The organism is Mesorhizobium sp. P170090, assembly GCF_057786115.1.
In genome coordinates, this window is sequence record NZ_JBYNWH010000001.1 from 3,251,488 (window position 1) to 3,271,093 (window position 19,606).

The following is a 19,606-nucleotide window of genomic DNA, read 5'->3' on the forward strand; positions in this document are numbered from 1 at the left end:
AGCTGCGGATCTCCCGCCTTGCGGGGAGATCGGCTATCCATCACAGCCCCGCCGCGTCGCCCTCATCGAGCAGCCATTGCCGCACGGCTTGCGTCGGTTCTGGGTGCCGTTGCTTGCGCGGCATCACGACATAGAAATCGTGCGTCCCACGCATCTCTGCGTTGATCGGCTGCACCAGCCGGCCGGCGGCAATGTCGGCAGCGACGAGAAACCGGCTGGCCAGCGCGATGCCCTGGCCGGCAATGGCGGCGTCGATCGCGAGGCCTGTCTGGTTGAAGCGCATGCGTTTGGCCTCGGTGGCCATCTTCAGCCCGAGCGCTCTCTCCATGAATTCCGGCCACAGATTGTGCGCGTCGTGCAACAGGACATGATGCTGGATATCGGCCGTCGCGATCTCGTTCGCCTCGGTTGGCAGCAGGGCAGGGCTGCAGATGGCGACGATCTGCTGTGGGAACAACAGGTCGACCATCAGGCCGGCGCCGAAGGGCGGGCGGCCTTGCCTGACCGCAATGTCGACGCCGTCGGCCTGAAAACTCGACAGGCTTTGGCTGGCCAGGATGCGCAAATCGACGAGCGGGTTGTGGGCGACGAACTCCGGCAGTTTGGGGATCAGCCATTTGGTGGCAAAGCTCGGCGTGACGCTGATCGTCAGCCGCGCCGGCTCGGGCCGCAACAGCAGCGTTGCCTCGGAGATCAGCTCGAAGGCGCGGCGAATGTTCGGCGCATAGGCACGTCCCTCATCGGTCAGCGCCAGGCCGCGCGGCAGCCGGTCGAACAGCTTTGCGCCGAGATCCGCCTCCAGCCCGCGTATATGCTGCGCCACCGCCCCTTGCGTCACGTTCAGCTCTTCGGCGGCGATGCGGAAGTTGAGATGACGCGCGGCGGCTTCGAAGGCACGCAGCGCATTCAATGGTGGCAGGCTCAGGAAGGCTTCAGGCATGCAGGAGTTTTTCTACAGCTTGATTTCAGGCTTTCTGGTTCGAACCAGATGGCAACACCGTTTATAGCATTGCTCGAAGGTCGGAAACATGGGCTTCAGAGTCCCGCCAACCCGTGCGAAGGAAAATCAAGATGAATGTAGAAAAAGTGGCAGTGGTCGTCGCCGGTGGCAGCGGCATGGGTGCGGCGGCGGCCAAGCGGCTGGCGGCGGACGGGTTCAAGGTCGCGATCCTGTCGTCCTCAGGTAAGGGCGAGGCCTTGGCGAAAGAGCTTGGTGGCCTCGGCGTCACCGGCTCCAACCAGTCGAATGACGATCTGCAGCGGCTCGCCGACCTCACGCTCGAGCGCTACGGCCGCATCGACGTGCTGGTCAACAGCGGCGGCCACGGGCCACGCGCGCCGATCCTCGAAATCACCGACGAGCAGTGGCACACCGGTCTCGACGTCTATCTGATGAACGTCATCCGGCCGGTGCGCATCGTGGCGCCGCAGATGGTCAAGCAGAGGGCCGGCGCCATCATCAACATCTCGACCGCCTGGGTGGTCGAGCCGAGCCCGATGTTCCCGACATCCGCCGTGTTCCGCGCCGGTCTTGCCGCCTACACCAAGATCTTCGCCAACACCTACGCCGCCGCCAATGTGCGCATGAACAATGTGCTGCCCGGCTGGATCGACAGCCTGCCGGCCACCGAGGAGCGCCGCGACAGCGTGCCGATGCAGCGCTACGGCACCTCGGAGGAAATTGCCGCGACCATCGCCTTCCTCGCTTCCGAAGGGGCGGGCTACATCACCGGCCAGAACATCCGCGTCGACGGCGGCATCATCGGCGCGATCTGACCGCGCGGTCGCCTCGCGTGAGCCGGCGCGTCACTCCTTCACCGCGCCGGTCATCGACGAGACATAGTGCTCGACGAAGAACGAATAGAGCACCACCACCGGCAGCGAGCCGATCAGCGCTCCCGCCATCAGCGCCCCCCATTCGTAGACGTCGGAGCGCACCAACTCGGTCAGCACACCCACCGGCACGGTCTTGTTTTCCGAGGACTGGATGAATGTCAGCGCGTAGATGAACTCGTTCCATGACAGGGTGAAGGCGAATATGCCGGCGGAGATCAGGCCGGGCACCGACAGCGGCAGCACGATCTTGGTGAGGATCTGCCACCGGCTCGCTCCGTCTATCAGCGCGCATTCTTCCAGTTCGAACGGGATGGAGCGGAAGTAACCCATCAACAGCCACGTGCAGAACGGCACCAGGAAGGTCGGATAGGTAAGGATGAGTGCGAAGGGCGTGTCGTAGAGCCCGAGGTTGAACACCATCACCGACAGCGGAATGAACAGGATCGAGGGCGGCACCAGATAGGCGAGGAAGATGCCGAGGCCGACCTGCCGCGCCCCGGAAAAGCGCAACCGCTCGATCGCATAGGCGGCGAACACCGACGCCAGCAGCGACAGGAACGTGGCGGCGGTCGAGATGATGATCGTGTTGAGCAGCCAGCCCGGATAGGAGGTTTCGAACAGGAGATAGCGGATATGCTCCAATGTCGGATGCACCACCCAGAACGGATTGAACTGCGCATAGTCGGTCATCTCGAGATTGGGCTTAACCGCCGTGATCGTCATCCAGTAAAATGGAAACAAAAGCACGAAGACGAACACCAGCAGCGGCAGATAGACCGTCACCACGCGGCGCGGCAGGCTCTGCAGGTAGCCCATGCCGCCTTCGTCGATATCCCCACGTTTCGCCTTCCTTGTCGCGGCCGTCTTGACCATGTCAGTCTCCGCCGCCTTGTTGCCATTTGCGGCGTTGCAGGCCGAAATAGCTGAACAGGATCGCCGCCAGCAGGAACGGGATCATGGCCACCGCGATGGCCGCGCCCTCGCCAAGCTGGCCGCCGGAAATGCCGCGCTGGAAAGACAATGTCGCCATCAGATGCGTGGCATTCACCGGTCCGCCGCGGGTCAGCACGTAGATCAGCTGGAAATCGGTGAAGGTGAAAAGCACCGAGAAGGTCATGGTGATGGCGATGATCGGCGTCAGCAGCGGCAGCGTCACATAACGAAACAACTGCCAGCGACTGGCGCCGTCGAGCGTGGCCGCCTCGTAGAGCGACTGCGGAATGGTCTGCAGGCCGGCGAGCAGCGTGATGGCGACGAAAGGAATGCCGCGCCAGACGTTGGCGGCGATAACCGAAGCGCGCGCATTCTCCGGATCGCCGAGGAAATTGATGCGGTGGTCGATCAGGCCCATTTGCTGCAGCGCCCAGGACAGGATGGAGAACTGCGAATCGTAGATCCACCAGAAGGCGATGGCTGACAGTACAGTGGGCACCACCCAGGGCAGCAGGACTATCGCGCGGAAGAACGATTTGAACGGCAGGTTTTCATTGAGGATGAGCGCCAGCCACAGGCCGAGCACGAACTTCAGGATCGAGGCGCTGACCGTGTAGAGCAGCGTGTTGAAGACGGAGAGCCAGAAGACGTTGTCATTCCAAAGGTACTGATAATTCTCGACGCCGATGAAGATGCCGGGGCGGCCGATCCGGGCATCGGTGAAACCGAGCCAGACGCCCAGCCCGAGCGGATAGGTCAGGAAGACCAGCAGCAGCGCCGCCGCCGGCAGCATGAAGCCGAAGCCCAGCGCGTTGCGGCTTTCGGAGATCCGCGAAAGCATCGACGGACGCGGCTGGGCGGCAACGGACGGCACGGCCATGGAGGGCTCCTCATCGGAGAATCAGGTCACGGCGTCAACGGCCGCCATGGGATTGTGCGACGGGCCGGGCAGCGCACTAGACGCTGCCCGGCGGTGCCGTGATCAAACGCGGTAGTAGCGGTTGGCGCGCTTCTCCGCCTCCTCCATCGCCTCCTGCGGCGTCGCCTGGCCGGTCACCGCCTTGGCAAACATGTCGACCAGGACATAGTCGGCCATGGTCGCCGCCGAGGCATAGCCGAGCGGCCCGGCATAGCCGTTGGGGCGCAGCGTCGCCGAGGCCTTGGCATAGGCGGCATTGTTCGGGTCGGCCGTCCACACTGGATTGTTGTCGAAGGCCTTCAGCGTCTGGCAGCAATAGCCCGCCGAGGAGGTGATCCAGTCGGTCATCTGCGGATCCTCGAACATGAACTGCAGATAGGCCTTGGCCGCATTGGGGTAGGGCGTGTAGTTGAAGATGACGGCGGTGGTCACCTGGAACAGTTCGACCGATTTCCCGACGGGACCGATCGGCAGGTTGGTGGTGCGGATGTCCTTGGCGATCTCAGCCAGCTTCGGATCGTTGTCCTTGTTGATCTTGGCCGTATTGTAGGCGGAAATGCCGTTGGCGATGACGCCGAGTTCGCCGGCCAGGAAGGCGCGGTTGTTATTGACGTCGAGCCAGCTTTCGGTCCCGGGAATGAAGGTCTTGTAGAGTTCCTGCGCGTATCCGATCGCCTTTAGCGTCTCGGGGCTGTTGATCGCCACCTTGCCGCTCTCGTCGACCATCTGGCCGCCATGGCTCCACAGCAGCCAGTGCGCGTAATTGTTGCCGTCGCCGACGCCGTGGCCGTGCGTGAAGCCAGCCGGATGTCCCTTCGCCTGCAACGCCTTGCAAAGCTCGAGGAAGCCTGCCGTGTCCTTCGGAAATTCGGAGAAGCCGGCCTCCTTCACCCAGCTTTCGCGATAGACGATGGCATTGCCGATCGTGGCCAGCGGCAGGCCGACGAACTTGCCGTCCCGCGTCGCATATTGCTTTGGTCCGTCGTGCCAGCCGCCATATTTCGAGCCCAGATACTCGCCGAGCTCGGTCACGTCGTGCAGCTTGTCGGGATATTGATGCGGGTCGTCGAACCAGACGAACATGAGGTCCGGGCCGGAACCGACATTGGCGGCGACCGCTGCCTTGGGGCGAATGTCCTCCCAGCTTTCCTTGTCGACACGAACCTCGACACCTGTCGCCTCGGTGAAGCGCTTGGTGTTGGCCAGCCATTGATCCTCATCGCCCTTGACGAAGGGCGACCAGCGCAGCAGCCGCAGCTTTGCGCCTTCCTCGGGCTTGTATTTCAAGCCCTCCTGGGCAAAAGCCGGCGAGCCGACGAACCGGCTTCCCAGAGCTCCCGCCGCGGCACCTGCGGTCGTGCGGATTACATCGCGTCTCGTGAATTTCATGGTCGTCTCCTCCGGTTTATCTTCCTTGCTATGCGGTCCTTACCATCCGTTACGCGTTTCAAATCGTGTTCCGGTCTTGCCGTCAAAGAGATGAATCAGGCCAGGCGCGGCAGAGAGGCGTATGGATTCGCCCGGTGTTAAGGCATGGCGTTCGCGGAAATTGGCGACGATCTCGTCGCCGCCGGCGGTGCGGCCGATGATCTGCACTTCCGACCCGGTCGGCTCGACCACCGCGACGGTGACTGGAATGCCTTGGTCTGACGATAGCCGCAAATGCTCGGGCCGTATTCCCAGCACCACCGGATGACCGTTGCCAACGGCCGGCGCGCCGGCCAGCGGCACGGAAATTCCCCCGGCGCCGCGAAAGGACGGAGACCCGTCGGTGACGATCTCGCCCTTGATCAGGTTCATGGCGGGCGAGCCGATGAAACTGGCGACGAAGAGATTGTTTGGCCTGTCGTAGAGCTCCAGCGGCGGTCCGATCTGTTCGACGATGCCGTCATGCATGACGACGATCTTGTCGGCCATGGTCATGGCCTCGATCTGGTCGTGGGTGACATAGACTGTGGTCGTCTTGAGCCGCTGGTGCAGTTCCTTGATCTCGGCGCGCATCTGCACCCTGAGCTTGGCGTCGAGATTGGAGAGCGGTTCGTCGAACAGGAAAACCTGTGGATCGCGCACGATCGCCCGGCCCATGGCGACGCGCTGGCGCTGGCCGCCGGAAAGCTGGCGCGGATATCGCGTCAGCAATGGCACCAGCCCGAGGATTTCGGCGGCGCGCTGAATGCTGGTAGCGCAATCGGCCTTCGAAACACCTTTGAGCATGAGCGAGAACGCCATGTTCTCGGCGACCGTCATGTGCGGGTAGAGCGCGTAGTTCTGGAACACCATGGCAACGTCGCGCTCTTTCGGCGCAACGTTGTTGACGACCCGATCCCCGATCGCGATCTCGCCCCGAGAAATCTTTTCCAGGCCGGCGATCATCCTGAGAAGGGTCGATTTTCCGCAACCCGACGGGCCGACCAGCGTGACGAATTCGCCGTCGTCGATATCCACACTGACGCCATGCAGGACCTCGACGGTCCCGAACGATTTGTAAACATCGCCGATCGCGACAGACGCCATCGATCTCCTCCCGAATGCTTCTTGCGACGCCCCGAAGGAAACCGCTCCTCTCCCGCCTCGCAACCGTCTCCCATTCCCCCAACAGGTCGCGTGACGATCAGACGGTAGCGCTACCAAGCCTGCCTGTAAAGCGGCCATGCGGCCGGTGCTCTTGTCATTCGGAACACCGGCGCAATGACCGGTTCGCCGGCAAACTACCCCCCATTCACAAAAGCCAGCACCAGCTTCTGCAGGTTTCCGCCGGGGCCGAATTCGACCCGGTCGAAGTCGCGGCTCGCCTGCCGCTGAGCCAGCGAGATCTGGGCGAGTTGCCTCGTCAGCTCGGTTCTGATCTTGCTGCAGGCGGGGTCATCAGTAACGGTCAGGCCGACGCTCACCGCCTCGATCTTGCGCACCATCTCGGCGATGGCTGCGCCATGCACTCTCTCGTGGGCGGCGAGCCCGGCGATGAACACCGTCCAGTTCTTCTGGACGGAAGCCGGCAACGGTTCGGCCGGCTTCGGCAAGGTGTAGGTGATGATCAGTTTCGGGCGCGCCGATTTGAGCACGCAGGCGTCGCCTTGCGGCCTGTAGTCCCTGGTCCAGGTCAGCTTGAAATTGGTGTGCGCAATGACCCGACCCTTGCCGAGCAAGGGGCCGGCTTCGCCGATCGCGGCATAGAGTTCCGGGCCGGTCCGCCCTGCGATGGCGTAGGTCTCGACCTTTTCGACCGGCTTCCAGTCGGCCCGTGCCGGCGACGCCAGCAGGGAGGCCGCGAACAGGAGAAAGAACATGGCTGGTTTCATGGAAACGTCAGAGACACTGGGCTGAGGCAAAGATCAACCCGGCGCAATGCACTCAGGTCCCACGGCAGGCCGCGTCATAGTCGGCCAGCACCTGATCGACAGCTTCGAGAAGGATAGCCTCGGGATTGCCCGCCGGCCCGAGTTCGGCCGGCAGCGCCGGCAGGAATTGCCGCATCAGCGTTTCGGGAATGGCAACGTCGTCCAGCGCCTTGCGCAGGCGCTCGACGGCCGCGACAGCGGTGGGGTTGCTCCAATAATAGCGGATGCGGTCGCTGTAGCTGTAATGCCGCTGCACATAGAGCTCTGCTTCATTGCCGTGATAGTGGCTGTGCCAATGGCCGGGGGCTGCCAGCATCGCGCTTTCCATGGTCCGGGCGAGCGACCGGTCGCCATAGTCCCTGGCCATTTCGGAGGCGATCAGGTCGAGCCCGTAAAGCGCCTCGCGCAAGACGAAGGTCAGGCCGGGGCCGACCTTGAGGATAGGAAAGCCGTTTGCGACCAGCGCGGTCAAAGCCGCACGGGTCTGGTAGTCGGTCGAATGCGCCTCGTAGACGAGCGACGGCTGCTCATCGAGCAAGCCGGTCAGGCCCTTGGATTTTTCGGGCGCGTAGGCGACGACATTTTGGCTGCCGAATTCCATGCCCGGCTGCACCACCACGGCCATGACGCGGCCGAACGCCTCGGTCAGGCCTTCGCGGGCAAAGATCTCCCGGTGAACCTCGATCGTGCGCCGCGCCGCCGCCGCCTCGGTCGGCTTCAACTCGCTGATCGCATGGTCGACGCCGCCGGGGGCGGGAACTTCGGTGCCGATGATGTAGACCGGCAAGGTGCTGCCTGCGGCGTGCGCGCCCGTTTCGGCCGCCTTTGCCAGCCGCGCCGCCCGGGTGGCGATGGTCTCGTCGTCAAGCGCCGCCGGCTCGCCGGCGCAGCCCATCGATGCGTCGAGATGGATCTTGGTGAAGCCGGCCGCGATATAGGCGCCGACCATGGCCTCGGCCTTGTCCATCGCCTGCGCCGCCGGCTCTGCGCGCCACGGGTTCGGTCCCAGATGGTCGCCGCCGAAGATGATACGCGAGGCTTCCAGCCCCTCGCGGCAGGCGATCTCCAGCACGAAGGCGACGAACAGCGCCGGGGTCATTCCGGTATAGCCGCCGAACTGGTTGACCTGATTGCAGGTTGCCTCAATCAGCAGGTTTTTCTCCCTGTCGGCAACGGCGCGCCTGATCGCCGTCTGGATCACCAGCGGATGCGCGGAGCAGATCGAGGTGATGCCGTAGGGCGAGCCGTTTTTGCGCGCGCTGGCGAGGCCTGCAAGCGGGTTGGCGCTCATGTCCGTCTCGCTGTTCCCTTGATGAATTGATCGAGTCCGTCGAAGCTGGTGACGCCCTCCATCGGGCCGCGCCGGGTGACGTTGCGGGCGCCGGCGGCATTGGCATAAAGCAGCGCCTTGCCGGGCTCCATCCCCTGGCGGCGGCAGGTCAGGTAGGTGGCGCCGAAACAATCGCCGGCGCCCGTCGGGTCGACTTCCTCGACCTGAAAACCGGCGCAGTCGATCCTGGCGCCGTCGGCGCCGAACCAGGAAGAGCCGTCAGCACCGCGCTTCAGCACGATCTCGCCGACGCCCCTGGCAAACAGCGCCGCCACCGCCCGGTGCTCGTCATCGACGCCCGCCGTAGCGAGCAATTCGTCGCCGGACGGCAGCAGCAGGTCGGCATCGTCGATGAGTGCGGAAAACAGTGCGCCGTCGGAGCCGTCGATCAGCTCCTTGCGCACATTCGGGTCGAATGAGGTCGAGCCGCCGCGGGCACGAACCGCCTTCACTGCGTAGCTGACGATCTCCTTCAGCCCTGCCACCGACAGCGTCGATCCCATGATATGCAGATGGCCGGCCCTGTCCGCCAGCAGGCGCGCAGCAGTGGTCAGGTGGATCTGCCCGGCGGCGGATTCGGCGATGTTGTAGACGAAGTCCCTGATACCATCGGGCCGGTAGCGCACGAAGGCGCATCCCGTCGGGAAGCGGTCGCTGATATCGACGGCTGAGACGTCGACGCCGTCGCGCTCCAGCCTGTCCAGGTTGAGCGTGCCGAAATCGTCGCGGCCGACGCAGCCGATAATGCCGGCGCCGCCTCCCAGCCGGGCGACCTGATCGATGAAGATCGCCGGCGCACCGCTGGGGAATGGCCCGACAAGCGATTGCGGCTCGAGGAAGCCGAAACCCCGTTCCGTCGCCATGATCTCGACCAGGATTTCGCCGGCGACAATCGTTGGCCCCACGGCCTCGGCGGCGATCTCGCTTCGGCGCGAAAGGCTCATGCTTGCGATTCCTCTCACACGCAAACTGATTGCTTGCCCGCGCAGTTATCCGACGCAAGTGTTTATCGGGTAAATCGCACATACAGCGAAGTCAATAAAACTCTACATGCGTATAGTTTATCTGTTTCCGCGCGTACACATTGCAGGATTCGGGTGGCTGGTATCGTGGCACCGTGCAAATCAGGCGTCGACCGCAGCGAAAGGACAGCCATGCTCACGCTTCATGATTATTTGCCGTCGCAAAACGGTTGGAAGGCGAGGGTCGTGCTCGGCCTGCTCAACATTCCCTATGAAAGCCGCCTGGTGTCGATTTTCGAGGGCGAGAGCCACACCGACGCCTTCCTGAAGCTCAACCCGGCCGGCGCCGTTCCTGTGCTCGAACTCGAGGATGGCCGTGCTATCGCCGAATCGAATGCGATCCTCATTTATCTCGCCGAAGGCACGCCCTTGCTGCCGGCGGATCGCTATGTCAGCGCGAAAGTTATGCAATGGCTGTTCTTCGAACAGTACCATGTCGAGCCGGTCATCGGCTCCCTGCGCTTCTGGACGCTGGCCGGAAGGCTGGAGCGCAACCAGGCGACGCTTCCGGCCAAGCGCGAAGCCGGCGCCCGCACGCTGGCAGCGCTGGAGCGCAGCCTGAACGACACGCCGTTCCTTGTCGGCGACATGCTCACCATCGCCGACATTGCTGTCTATGCCTACGGCCACCGTGCCGAAGATTGCGGCTTTGCGCTGGCGGCTTATCCGGCGGTTCGTGCCTGGACGGGCCGGGTACGCGACGCCATCGGTCCCGGCTATCCCGTGCATCTCTACAGCATCGATCGGCATTCGGCTGCTTGAAGGCAAAAGGCGCGTTCACCTTGCTTAGTCGAAAAGAAGACCCAGATTCTGCTTTGTCGGCGGCTTTCGCTCGCAATCCGTTGACTGGATGGCCGGATCCCGGCGTCAACTCGACGACCTGCCGGCACTTAGCATGGAGGTGACCATGACACGCGACGACATCATTTCGGTGTTGGGGCCGGTAGACGAGGCGGTCATAGCCGACATCGCGCTGACCGGCGCCACCCTTCAAGAACTGCGCGAGGCGTTCGCCTGGCTCGGTGCCGACGAGGCGCTGGTCAACGAGGGCCGCCCCTTGCCGGGAACGAAGGTGGCGCGGCTGATCGAAATTCTCGATATGCCGGACGACGAGGACGGCCGGCAAGCGGCGGCGCAGTAGGCTGTAGGCGTAGGGTATCGGTCTGCGCCACCTTATTCCCTATTCCCTACGGCCTATTCCCTCCCCTTACGCCCTCGACAGCAGCCGGCGCATGATCAGCGAGGCGTGGCCGCCAACGCCGTGCGCGGCCGTGCGGCGCTCGACCACTTCGAAACCGTGCTTGCGATAGAAGGCGATCGCCCGGTCGTTGCCCTCGATCACTTCCAGCGCAATGCTGGGGATGCCGGCATGCGCGACAAGCACCGCGTGCAGCAGGTCGGTGGCGAGCCCGCTGCCGAACTCTGTCTTGTCGATGTGCAGCCGGTCGAGCAGGACATCGCCACGATCGTCCATCGCCGCCATCGCGTAGCCGGCGATCGAACCGTCCGGCCGTTCGGCCACGAACGACATCTTGTTGTCGTCCGCAAGTTCCTCGGCCAGCCGCTCGGGCGCATGCTTGTCGTCCGAGAGCCGCGCAGTGGTCTCTGGCCCCATAATCGCCGAATAGGTGCGCCGCCAGGATTCCCCCAACAGCCGCGACACCGCCGCTATATTTTTCTCGGTCATCGCCCTGATCTGAACCATGGCCTAAATCCTCACCGCCTCACCCGCGACTTCAGCCAACGATCGAAGGCCACGGCGAGGATCAGGATCAGGCCGATGACGATGCTTTGTGTGTAGGACGAGACATTGTTGAACTGCAGCCCGTTCTGCAGCACGCCGATCAGTGCTGCGCCCACCACCGTGCCGCCGACTGAGCCGATGCCGCCGAATAGCGAGGTGCCGCCGATGACCACGGCCGAAATCACCGTAAGCTCGTAGCCGATGCCGGCCACGGCTTCGGAGGAGTTGAGCCGTGCTGACAAAACGAAGGCGGCCAGCCCGGCGAAGAAGCCGACGATGACATAGACCGAGATCAGAATGCGGTCGACGCGCAGGCCCGACAGGCGTGCGGCCTCGGCATTGCCGCCGACGGCATAGACGGCGCGGCCATAGCGCGTATAGCGCAGCACGATGTGGCACAGGATGGCCGCCGCCGCGAAGATGATCGCCGGCACCGGCACCGGTCCGATGAGCCCGGTGCCGAACCAGCGCATCGAGGCGTCGAAACCGGAGATCGGTCCACCATTGGAGATGGTCAGCGTCAGGCCGCGAAACACTGTGAGACCACCCAGCGTGACGACGAAGGGCGGTACTTTCAGCCGGGTGATGGCAAAGCCCTGGACGCCGCCGGCCAGCGCCCCGACGATGACGGCGGCAAGCAAGGCGGCGAACCAGCCATAGCCTTGCGTGCCCGTGGTCGACAGCGACAGCGTGTTGGCGGTGCCGCCCTTGGCCACCACCGCGGCCACCATGCCGCAGAAGGCGAGCAGTGAGCCGACCGACAGGTCGATGCCGGCAGTGAGGATGACGAAGGTCATGCCGAGCGCGATCAGCCCGGTGATCGAGATCTGCCTCAAAATGTTGAACAGGTTGATTGGATCGATGAAGCTAGGCTTCAGCACGGTGAAGATGACGATCAACACCGCCAGGAACATCAGCGGCCCAAAACTCATCAGAAGCCGCGCGATGTTGATGCCGCTGCGCTGGGTCTGTTCGGTGGTGCTGGTCATTGCGTTGCGTCCTGCTTGCGGTCGAGCGCCATCAGTTCCATCAGTTTTTCCTCGGTCGCTTCGATGCCCGGCATTTCGCCAGTGATACGGCCGCGCCGCATCGTAACGATGCGATCCGACACTGCCAGCACCTCCGGCAGCTCCGACGAGATCATCATGATGGCGATGCCGCGTGCGGCAAGCTGCACCAGGATTTGGTGCACTTCGGCCTTGGCGCCGACATCGACGCCGCGCGTCGGCTCGTCGACTATAAGTACTTTCGGGTCGCGCGCCAGCCAGCGGGCCAGGATCACCTTTTGCTGATTGCCGCCGGACAGGCCCTCGATCGCCTGCTCGGGCGAGGCCATGCGGATCGACAGTGCCTTGCGATAGCCGGCCAGCGCCTCGCGCTCGCGCCGTTCGGCCATGAAGCCGGCCCCATTGCTGTAGCGGCCGAGCGAGGCGATGGAGAAATTGTTGAGAATGCCAAGTGCTGCAAAAATCGCCTGGTGCTTGCGGTCTTCCGGCACCAACCCGATGCCGAGTTTGATGGCGTCGGCGGGCGAAGCCGGGGCGATCGGCTTGCCGTCGAGCGCAATCGTGCCGGCCGCGATGCGGTCGGCGCCGAAAATAGCGCGGGCAAGCTCGGTGCGGCCGGAACCGACGAGACCGGCAACGCCGAGGATTTCGCCGGCCTTCAGATCGAGGTTGACACCTTCGAGCACGATGGCGTGCGGCGCCAGCGGATCGCGCACCGTTCGCAAGCCTCGCACCGAGAGCCGGACCTCGCCGGCGACGTCGCGCTGCGTCGGCCGCGCGTAGAGTTCGGAGGCGGCGCGGCCGACCATCTTCTCGATGATCTTCGGAATCTGGATCGGCCGGCCGTCGCGGTCGAGATGACCGGCCAGCCTGCCGTCCCGCAGCACGGTCATGCGGTCGCAAATGGCGGACGCTTCTTCCAGCCGGTGGGTGACGAACATGATGGCGACACCGTCCTTGCGCAGCCGGTCCATGATCGACATCAGTTTCTGCACTTCGGTCTCGGTCAGCGCCGAGGTCGGCTCGTCCATGATGATCAGGCGGCTTTCCAGCGACAGAGCGCGGGCGATCTCGACCAGCTGCTGTTCGGCTACCGACAGCGAGGACACCGGCGTTGCCGGATCGATGTCGAGACCGACGCGGGCGATGATCGCGCGCGAGGCGTCCTCCATCCTGCGCCAGCTGACCAGCCCGAGCGGACCGATCGGCGCGCGGCCGATGAAGATGTTTTCCGCCACCGTCAGTGTCGGGATCAGGCTGAGCTCCTGGTAGATGGTGACGATGCCGTGCCGCTTGGCGTCCTGCGGGCTGGACGGCGCGTAGTCAGCGCCGTCGAAGACGATGCTGCCGCTCGACGGCGGCATCACGCCGGACAGGATTTTCAGCAGCGTCGACTTGCCGGCGCCGTTCTCGCCGAGCAGGCCGAGGATCTCGCCGGACCGCACCTCGAGCGAGACATCGCTGAGTGCGGTGACGCCGGAGAAATGCTTGGTCACGCCTTCGACGGAAAGGAGCGGGGGCGATGATGCGGTGGATTCAACGGCGGACAAGCATTGCTCCCGGATTGCGATAGGCAGCGGGACAGCGCCCCCCTCTGTCCTGCCGGACATCTCCCCCACACGGGGGGAGATTGACAGTTTCGCCGGTGGCACCTTCACTGCAAGGCTGGCGATTGGCGAAAGCAGACGTGACGGCCAATCTCCCCCCAAGTGGGGGAGATGTCCGGCAGGACAGAGGGGGGCGCGACAGAGCGCGACCTCCACCCGTCATGGGCCCTACTCTCACTTCGTCTCGTTCAACCTCTCCGCCTTGTCGAGATTGTCCTTGCCGATGACGATCGGCGTCAACAGCACCAGCTTCTCCTTCGGCTCGGTCTTGTCCCTGGCGAAGGCGACCGCGATCTGCACCGCCTTGCGCGACTGTTCGCCGGGGAACTGCTCGACCGTGCCGGCGAGCTTGCCGTCGCGCACGGCGACCAGCGCTTCCGGCAGCGCGTCGAAGCCGTAGATCTTGACGTCGGTGAAGTTGCGCGCGGCACAGGCTTCGAGCGCGCCGAGCGCCATGTCGTCATTGGCGCAGATGATGGCGTCCGGCTTGCCGTTGGCGGCAAGCCCGGCCTCGGTCACCGACAGCGCTTCGGCGCGGGCGAAATTAGCGGTCTGCTCGAAGATGATCTGGTACTTGTCCTTGAGCGGATCGAGCACATTGTGGACGCCTTTGTTGCGGTCGATCGCTGGCCCGGCACCCGGCTGGCCCTGCAAATGGAACAGCTTGGCGCCGTTGGGGAACGCCGCCACCATGGCCTGCGCCTCGGCTTCGCCACCCTTGACGTTGTCGGCGCCGACATGGGCGAGAATGCCCTCGACGCCGTCGACGCGGCGGTCGATCGTCACCACCGGAACGCCGGCCTTGACCGCTTCCTCGATCGCCGGCGCCAGCGCGTTGACGTCAAGCGGCGAAATCACGATGGCGTTGACCTTCTGCACAAGTGCGGCCTCGATGTCGGCGGTCTGCTTCGGCGCCGAGTTCTGGCCGTCGCTCTCGGTCAGATTGACGCCTTGCGCCTGCGCCTCCGCCTTGATCTCGTTCAGCATGTGCACAAAGAACGGAAAGCCGAGATTGGGCACCGAGCCCAATATGGTCAATTTGTCGGCGGCAAAGGCCATGGGCGCGGCCAGCGCCATGGCGCCGGTCGCCACCGTCGACAACAGGAATTCGCGTCTGTTCATCAGATATCCTCCACATGAACGCAGGAGCCCGAAACCGGGAGCGGCTCGGGACGGTCCTTGCGTCAATTCAAAAATGGAGTGTCCTGTGACCGCCCCGAGGGGACGCGAGGCGCTCCAGCCGGTCCGCCGCAACGTTCTCCTCCGCACGGCGCCGACCCGAGGATGCTAGCCAAGGAAAATCGATTACGCAAGGTGAGGCGAGGGGCTGAAACTGCTAATCTCCCCCCTTGTGGGGGAGATGTCCGGCAGGACAGAGGGGGGCGCTGTCCCGCCGACATTGGCCAATTTCACTTACATCTTTGAGCTAACCTCTACGCAGAATACTTGATGCGGGCGATCCTTCGCGCCCCCCTCTGCCTTGCCAGGCATCTCCCCCACGAGGGGGGAGATTGGCAGCTTAGACGCCTCTACCTGTCGATCGTTGTCATCACCCGCTCATTGTAGCGCGGCCCTGAGACCTTGCCCGGCGCAAGGGCTGCGTCGAGCGCAGCTATCTCGGCCGCGTCGAGCGTGATCGCGGCCGCAGCAACATTTTCTTCGAGATACTTGCGCCGCTTTGTCCCCGGGATCGGCACGATGTCAATGCCGAAACCGTCGCCCTTGCCGAGCACCCAGGCCAGCGCGATCTGTGCGGGCTTTGCCCCTTTGGCCGCGGCCACCTCCTGCACCGCAGCCGCAGCCGCGACATTGGCGTCGTAGTTGGCGCCCTGATAGCGGGGGTCGCCGCGGCGGAAATCGCCTTCCGGATAATCCTCGGCGCGTTTGACGTCGCCGGCGAGGAAACCGCGGCCGAGCGGCGCGAACGGCACCAGGCCGATGCCGAGCTTTTTGAGCAGCGGGATGATCTCCGGCTCCAGATTGCGCTCCCAAAGCGAATACTCGCTCTGCAGCGCCGAGACAGGGTGCACGGCATGCGCACGGCCGATATTCGCCGCGCCCGCTTCCGACAGGCCGAAGAAGCGCACCTTGCCATCGGCAACCAGCCGGCCGACCGTGCCGGCGACGTCTTCCATCGGCACCGCCGGATCGACGCGATGCTGGTAGTAAAGGTCGATATGGTCGGTGCCGAGCCGCTTCAGCGAGCCCTCCAGCGCCTCGCGGATATGGTCGGGCCGGCTGTCACGCTCCGTGCCGACCTGTCTGCCGTTTTCGATGCGGAAGCCGAATTTGGTGGCAAGGGTCACCTCATCGCGCCGGCCCTTCAGCGCCCGCCCGAGCAGTTCTTCATTGGCATAAGCGCCGTAGACTTCCGCCGTGTCGAGGAAGGTACAGCCGAGTTCGATGGCTCGGTGCAGGGTGGCGATCGATTCCGCCTCGTCGGCAGGGCCGTAGGACTGGCTCATGCCCATGCAGCCGAGGCCGATCACCGAGACCTGCAGCCCCTGGCTGCCGAGTTTGCGGGTGCTGAGGGTCATTGCCGTTCTCCTTGGGGCTGAGGAAAACTATAGCGGCCGCTCCTCCAGTTTCCATAGCTGTTCGGCGGAAGAACAGCGCTTCCCTTGACAAACCCAGCCGCAAGCGCCCTTGCCGGCGGCCATTGGGGGCCATGGGGATACCAATGAAGAAGATCTACGAGAAGTCGACGCTGAACCGGCGTCAGCAGCTCTCGCGCGTCACCGCGCTCATAATTCCTTCGGACCACTAACCGAATATTGTCGTCGCCATTGCAAAGTCCACTGCCGAAGCGCAGCGGTTTTTTGCTGCCGCCGGATCATAGCGCTGCCAGAAGCAGGCGGTCAAAATTGACAGAGCACCTGATCTCCAGCATCCTTAGGTAGCCGCCATGCCTAGCGGCTCTTGTGTATGAGTGAGCCATGGCCAGTTCCGTCACCAGCCAGAATTCCAAGCGCGCCGCGGTGCGCAAGGCGCTCGACCGCCACAAGGTCTACGTCACCGCGCAAAGCTTTTCCGGTGGTGTCTACTCGGCCCGCGTGCTGGTCGACGGCGAGGCCTACTGGGTCGACGAATTCCGGCTGGGCCAGCTGCAGCAGGGTCTGTCCCCGGCCGAGCTAGACCTGACGCCGGCCACCGACGATTGAGTGTGAACGCCGTTCCTTCGCACCGCGCTGGGAAATTTGAAATGTTGGCGGGACAGCACTGTGCAGGAACGCTGCGCAGGGAAGGTTCGTCCGCCGCCGCCGCTCCCGCCTGACCCATGCCAACCCCGCCAACACTCAAGGCCTATCGCGCCAAGCGCGAATTTACCAAGACGCCGGAACCGGCGGGCGGGGTCATTTCAGGCGACGGCAACCGCTTCGTCGTCCACAAGCATCACGCCACCGCGGACCATTACGATTTGCGCCTGCAGGTAGGCGGCGTGCTGAAAAGCTGGGCGGTGCCGCGCGGCCCCTCGCTCAACCCTGCCGACAAAAGGCTGGCGGTCGAAACCGAGGACCATCCGCTCGAATATATTGACTTCGAGGGCGTCATTCCCGAAGGCGAATATGGCGGCGGGCCGATGATCGTTTGGGACACCGGCATCTGGGCGCCGATGGACGATGTCGAAAAAAGCCTGCGCACCGGCGCTTTCAAGTTCCGGCTGGCCGGCGAAAAGCTCAATGGCGGCTGGATGCTGACCCGGCTGAAGCCCAGACCCGGCGAGGACGAGAACAAGAAAAACTGGCTGCTGTTCAAGGAGCGCGACCTCGCCTCCGACACCAGCCTCGACATTCTGGAAGCGCGGCCGGAAAGCGTGAAGACCGGCAAGCGCATCGAGGAGCTGGTGGCGCCGCCGAAAAAGCCGGCGCGGCTGCCGCCAAAACCCGGCGCGCTGAAACCCGGTGCACTGCCCGGCGCGATCAGGGGCGATCCGCCGTCGCGCATCGAGCCGCAGCTCGCCACGCAGGTGCCGAAGCCACCGGGTGGGCCAGTGGAAGACACAGGTGAACTCTGGTTGCACGAAATAAAATTCGACGGCTACCGTACCATGGCGCATATCGCCGATGGCGAGGTCAGGCTGATCACCCGCGGCGGCATCGACTGGACGAGGCGTTACGGCGACCTGCCGCAGGCATTCGCCCGGCTGCCCCTCAGCCAGGCGATCATCGACGGCGAGATCATGGTGCTGGACGAGAAGGGCATCTCGCGTTTCGCGCTGCTGCAGGATGCGCTGTCGGCGGGTGCGGGCAGCAAGCTCCATTTCTATGCCTTCGACCTGCTGCATCTCGACGGCTGGGACCTCCGCAAGGCGCCGCTCGCAAAGCGCAAGGCCCTGCTCGCCGAACTGCTAGCCGGACAGGGCGCCAACTCCGCCATCCAGCTGAGCGACCATGTCGAAGGCGACGGACAGGGGCTGTACGATCAGGCCTCGATCCTTGGGCTGGAAGGCGTCGTCTCCAAGCGCGCCAACGCCATGTACCAGAGCGGCCGCACGAAGAGCTGGACCAAGGTCAAGGCGCTGGAGACCGGCGATTTCATCATCGCCGGCTACACCGTTTCCGACGCGGCCGAAGGACTGGCGGCACTCGGCATGGCTGAATTCGCGGATGGCGAACTGCACTATCGCGGCAAGGTTGGCACCGGCTTCGATGCCGCTACGGCGGGCGACTTGCTGGCCCGGCTGCAGCCGCTGCGCGACGGCGCGACAGCACCCGAGGGTGTGCCGCGCGAGATCATGCGCGAGATGAAATGGGTGCGGCCGATGCTGTCGGCCCGCATCCACTACGCCAACCGAACGGCGGACAATTCGCTGCGCCACGGTGTGTTTCGGGGCTTGCGCGATGTCGGCCTGTCGACGCCGGTGTCGCCGAAGCGCAAGCGGCTGATCGCCGAAGCTGATCTCGCAACCATCTGGGTGACCAATCCGGAGCGGCGGCTGTTCGGCAAGACCGGACCGACCAAACTCGACATCGCCGTCTATTACGCGCTGGTCGGCGATTTCATGCTGCCGCACATTATGGGCCGCCCGGTGTCGCTGGTGCGCTGCCCGACGGGCCTGCCGAAGGACTGTTTCTTCCAGCGCCACGCCTTCACCGGCATGCCGCCGTCGGTGGTCACTTTTGACGCCACCAACTCCGAAGGTGAAACCAAATCCTATCTGTCGGTCGAGGGAGCAAAAGGCTATCTGGCGCTGGCGCAGTTCGGCGTCGTCGAGTTCCACACCTGGGGCACGCATCGCTTGAGCCTCGACAAGCCCGACCAGATCGTTTTCGATCTCGATCCGGGTGAGGGCATCGCCTGGCGCGAGGTGGTCGAGGCCGCCGTCCACATCAAGGGCGAATTGGAACGGCTCGGCCTGGTGCCGTTCGCCAAGACATCCGGCGGCGGCGGCATCCACATAACCGTGCCGGTGACGCAAAAGCAGAACTGGAAGAAGCTGCACCAGGCTACCAGCGCCATCTCCACGCATCTGGCGGCCACGGCGCCCGACACTTTCACCACCACAATGGGCAAGGAAAACCGGAAGCGCCGCATCTTCATCGACTACCACCGCAACGCGCGCGGCCACACCTCCGCGGCGCCTTATTCGCTGCGCGCCCGCACCAACCTGCCGGCGTCGACGCCGGTGAACTGGAGCGACCTTGAGACGATCGATGCGCCGCAGGATCTGAACTATTCCTCGCTGCCGGGGTTGTTGGCGACCTCGGGCGACCCCTGGGCGGACATGGAGGATTTCGCGAGGGATTTGCCGGCCTTCAAATAAGGTTTTTCTCCCCATTTCATCGGGGCGAGGAACCCAAGTCCATCGACGCTTCGGACAATTTGAATTATTCTCGGCCTTGGACCTTCAGGGCGACTGGAAGATTTCG

The 19,606-nt window shown here is 64.1% G+C and carries 18 protein-coding genes; 5 read left to right on the forward strand and 13 right to left on the reverse strand.

The annotated features are described in order from the left end of the window. Nucleotides 1-40 precede the first annotated feature (40 nt). Nucleotides 41-940: a transcriptional regulator GcvA gene (gene gcvA / locus AC3EML_RS15505; protein WP_352521019.1), complete on the reverse strand. Its 900-nt coding sequence runs from the start codon at nt 938-940 to the stop codon at nt 41-43. Nucleotides 941-1,071: 131 nt separating this feature from the next. On the opposite strand from gcvA, the gene AC3EML_RS15510 reads away from it, so the two are divergent. Beyond that, a complete protein-coding gene (locus tag AC3EML_RS15510; RefSeq protein WP_352521018.1) occupies nt 1,072-1,776 on the forward strand; it encodes an SDR family oxidoreductase in 705 nt (234 codons plus the stop codon). 30 nt (nt 1,777-1,806) lie between these two features. Here the strand turns inward: AC3EML_RS15510 and AC3EML_RS15515 are convergent, their stop codons facing one another. The 7 genes from AC3EML_RS15515 to AC3EML_RS15545 form a co-directional block, all read right to left on the reverse strand. Next, a complete protein-coding gene (locus AC3EML_RS15515; protein WP_023673469.1) occupies nt 1,807-2,709 on the reverse strand; it encodes a carbohydrate ABC transporter permease in 903 nt (300 codons plus the stop codon). Nucleotide 2,710: 1 nt separating this feature from the next. Then, nucleotides 2,711-3,610 carry a carbohydrate ABC transporter permease gene (locus tag AC3EML_RS15520; protein WP_373432851.1) on the reverse strand — a complete coding sequence of 300 codons (900 nt, stop codon included), beginning with the start codon at nt 3,608-3,610 and terminating at the stop codon, nt 2,711-2,713. Nucleotides 3,611-3,751: 141 nt separating this feature from the next. Continuing rightward, entirely contained in the window at nt 3,752-5,077 is a 1,326-nt protein-coding gene (locus AC3EML_RS15525) for an ABC transporter substrate-binding protein (protein WP_023693796.1), read from the reverse strand. A gap of 39 nt (nt 5,078-5,116) precedes the next feature. Next, nucleotides 5,117-6,202 (reverse strand): ABC transporter ATP-binding protein, encoded by a 1,086-nt coding sequence (locus AC3EML_RS15530; RefSeq protein ID WP_023673472.1) that lies wholly within the window; start codon nt 6,200-6,202, stop codon nt 5,117-5,119. Nucleotides 6,203-6,396: 194 nt separating this feature from the next. Then, on the reverse strand, nt 6,397-6,987 hold the full coding sequence (locus AC3EML_RS15535) for a DUF922 domain-containing Zn-dependent protease (protein WP_023673473.1): 591 nt from the start codon (nt 6,985-6,987) through the stop codon (nt 6,397-6,399). Between the two features lie 52 nt (nt 6,988-7,039). Further along, entirely contained in the window at nt 7,040-8,317 is a 1,278-nt protein-coding gene (locus AC3EML_RS15540) for a D-tagatose-bisphosphate aldolase, class II, non-catalytic subunit (protein ID WP_023673474.1), read from the reverse strand. Then, on the reverse strand, nt 8,314-9,300 hold the full coding sequence (locus tag AC3EML_RS15545; protein WP_023814845.1) for a tagatose kinase: 987 nt from the start codon (nt 9,298-9,300) through the stop codon (nt 8,314-8,316). Before AC3EML_RS15545 ends, AC3EML_RS15540 begins: the two co-directional genes overlap by 4 nt. A 210-nt stretch (nt 9,301-9,510) precedes the next feature. On the opposite strand from AC3EML_RS15545, the gene AC3EML_RS15550 reads away from it, so the two are divergent. Together AC3EML_RS15550 and AC3EML_RS15555 are read left to right on the forward strand one after the other, a co-directional pair. Then, nucleotides 9,511-10,140, forward strand: coding sequence for a glutathione S-transferase family protein (locus AC3EML_RS15550; RefSeq protein ID WP_023703088.1), 630 nt, complete (start codon nt 9,511-9,513; stop codon nt 10,138-10,140). A gap of 145 nt (nt 10,141-10,285) precedes the next feature. Further along, on the forward strand, nt 10,286-10,519 hold the full coding sequence (locus AC3EML_RS15555; RefSeq protein ID WP_031193476.1) for a hypothetical protein: 234 nt from the start codon (nt 10,286-10,288) through the stop codon (nt 10,517-10,519). A 66-nt stretch (nt 10,520-10,585) separates the two neighbouring features. On the opposite strand, the gene AC3EML_RS15560 is transcribed toward AC3EML_RS15555, so the two are convergent. The 5 genes from AC3EML_RS15560 to AC3EML_RS15580 all read right to left on the reverse strand — a co-directional run bounded on the left by AC3EML_RS15560 (nt 10,586) and on the right by AC3EML_RS15580 (nt 16,273). After that, a complete protein-coding gene (locus AC3EML_RS15560; protein ID WP_023814844.1) occupies nt 10,586-11,083 on the reverse strand; it encodes a GNAT family N-acetyltransferase in 498 nt (165 codons plus the stop codon). An 11-nt stretch (nt 11,084-11,094) separates the two neighbouring features. Next, a complete protein-coding gene (locus AC3EML_RS15565) occupies nt 11,095-12,111 on the reverse strand; it encodes an ABC transporter permease (RefSeq protein WP_023685887.1) in 1,017 nt (338 codons plus the stop codon). Next, nucleotides 12,108-13,679, reverse strand: a complete 1,572-nt coding sequence (locus AC3EML_RS15570; RefSeq protein WP_352521016.1) for a sugar ABC transporter ATP-binding protein — start codon at nt 13,677-13,679, stop codon at nt 12,108-12,110. Before AC3EML_RS15570 ends, AC3EML_RS15565 begins: the two co-directional genes overlap by 4 nt. A 231-nt stretch (nt 13,680-13,910) precedes the next feature. After that, nucleotides 13,911-14,858: a substrate-binding domain-containing protein gene (locus AC3EML_RS15575; RefSeq protein WP_023673481.1), complete on the reverse strand. Its 948-nt coding sequence runs from the start codon at nt 14,856-14,858 to the stop codon at nt 13,911-13,913. Between the two features lie 407 nt (nt 14,859-15,265). Next, on the reverse strand, nt 15,266-16,273 hold the full coding sequence (locus tag AC3EML_RS15580) for an aldo/keto reductase (protein WP_023742427.1): 1,008 nt from the start codon (nt 16,271-16,273) through the stop codon (nt 15,266-15,268). 399 nt (nt 16,274-16,672) lie between these two features. Here AC3EML_RS15580 and AC3EML_RS15585 point away from each other — a divergent pair, with 399 nt between their 5' ends. Both AC3EML_RS15585 and ligD read left to right on the forward strand, forming a co-directional pair. Beyond that, nucleotides 16,673-16,897 (forward strand): hypothetical protein, encoded by a 225-nt coding sequence (locus tag AC3EML_RS15585; protein ID WP_352521015.1) that lies wholly within the window; start codon nt 16,673-16,675, stop codon nt 16,895-16,897. Nucleotides 16,898-17,013: 116 nt separating this feature from the next. Continuing rightward, entirely contained in the window at nt 17,014-19,500 is a 2,487-nt protein-coding gene (gene ligD, locus AC3EML_RS15590) for a DNA ligase D (RefSeq protein ID WP_352521014.1), read from the forward strand. Nucleotides 19,501-19,606 lie beyond the last annotated feature (106 nt).

Excerpts from the sequence above, each read along its gene's own strand:
- AC3EML_RS15515 (WP_023673469.1), bottom strand. The coding sequence starts at position 2,709 with ATGGTCAAGACGGCCGCGACAAGGAAGGCGAAACGTGGGGATATCGAC.
- AC3EML_RS15530 (WP_023673472.1), bottom strand. The coding sequence starts at position 6,202 with ATGGCGTCTGTCGCGATCGGCGATGTTTACAAATCGTTCGGGACCGTC.
- AC3EML_RS15545 (WP_023814845.1), bottom strand. The coding sequence starts at position 9,300 with ATGAGCCTTTCGCGCCGAAGCGAGATCGCCGCCGAGGCCGTGGGGCCA.
- AC3EML_RS15540 (WP_023673474.1), bottom strand. The coding sequence starts at position 8,317 with ATGAGCGCCAACCCGCTTGCAGGCCTCGCCAGCGCGCGCAAAAACGGC.
- AC3EML_RS15565 (WP_023685887.1), bottom strand. The coding sequence starts at position 12,111 with ATGACCAGCACCACCGAACAGACCCAGCGCAGCGGCATCAACATCGCG.
- ligD (WP_352521014.1), top strand. The coding sequence starts at position 17,014 with ATGCCAACCCCGCCAACACTCAAGGCCTATCGCGCCAAGCGCGAATTT.
- AC3EML_RS15525 (WP_023693796.1), bottom strand. The coding sequence starts at position 5,077 with ATGAAATTCACGAGACGCGATGTAATCCGCACGACCGCAGGTGCCGCG.
- AC3EML_RS15555 (WP_031193476.1), top strand. The coding sequence starts at position 10,286 with ATGACACGCGACGACATCATTTCGGTGTTGGGGCCGGTAGACGAGGCG.
- AC3EML_RS15520 (WP_373432851.1), bottom strand. The coding sequence starts at position 3,610 with ATGCTTTCGCGGATCTCCGAAAGCCGCAACGCGCTGGGCTTCGGCTTC.
- AC3EML_RS15535 (WP_023673473.1), bottom strand. The coding sequence starts at position 6,987 with ATGAAACCAGCCATGTTCTTTCTCCTGTTCGCGGCCTCCCTGCTGGCG.
- AC3EML_RS15585 (WP_352521015.1), top strand. The coding sequence starts at position 16,673 with ATGGCCAGTTCCGTCACCAGCCAGAATTCCAAGCGCGCCGCGGTGCGC.
- AC3EML_RS15580 (WP_023742427.1), bottom strand. The coding sequence starts at position 16,273 with ATGACCCTCAGCACCCGCAAACTCGGCAGCCAGGGGCTGCAGGTCTCG.
- gcvA (WP_352521019.1), bottom strand. The coding sequence starts at position 940 with ATGCCTGAAGCCTTCCTGAGCCTGCCACCATTGAATGCGCTGCGTGCC.
- AC3EML_RS15550 (WP_023703088.1), top strand. The coding sequence starts at position 9,511 with ATGCTCACGCTTCATGATTATTTGCCGTCGCAAAACGGTTGGAAGGCG.
- AC3EML_RS15575 (WP_023673481.1), bottom strand. The coding sequence starts at position 14,858 with ATGAACAGACGCGAATTCCTGTTGTCGACGGTGGCGACCGGCGCCATG.
- AC3EML_RS15560 (WP_023814844.1), bottom strand. The coding sequence starts at position 11,083 with ATGGTTCAGATCAGGGCGATGACCGAGAAAAATATAGCGGCGGTGTCG.
- AC3EML_RS15510 (WP_352521018.1), top strand. The coding sequence starts at position 1,072 with ATGAATGTAGAAAAAGTGGCAGTGGTCGTCGCCGGTGGCAGCGGCATG.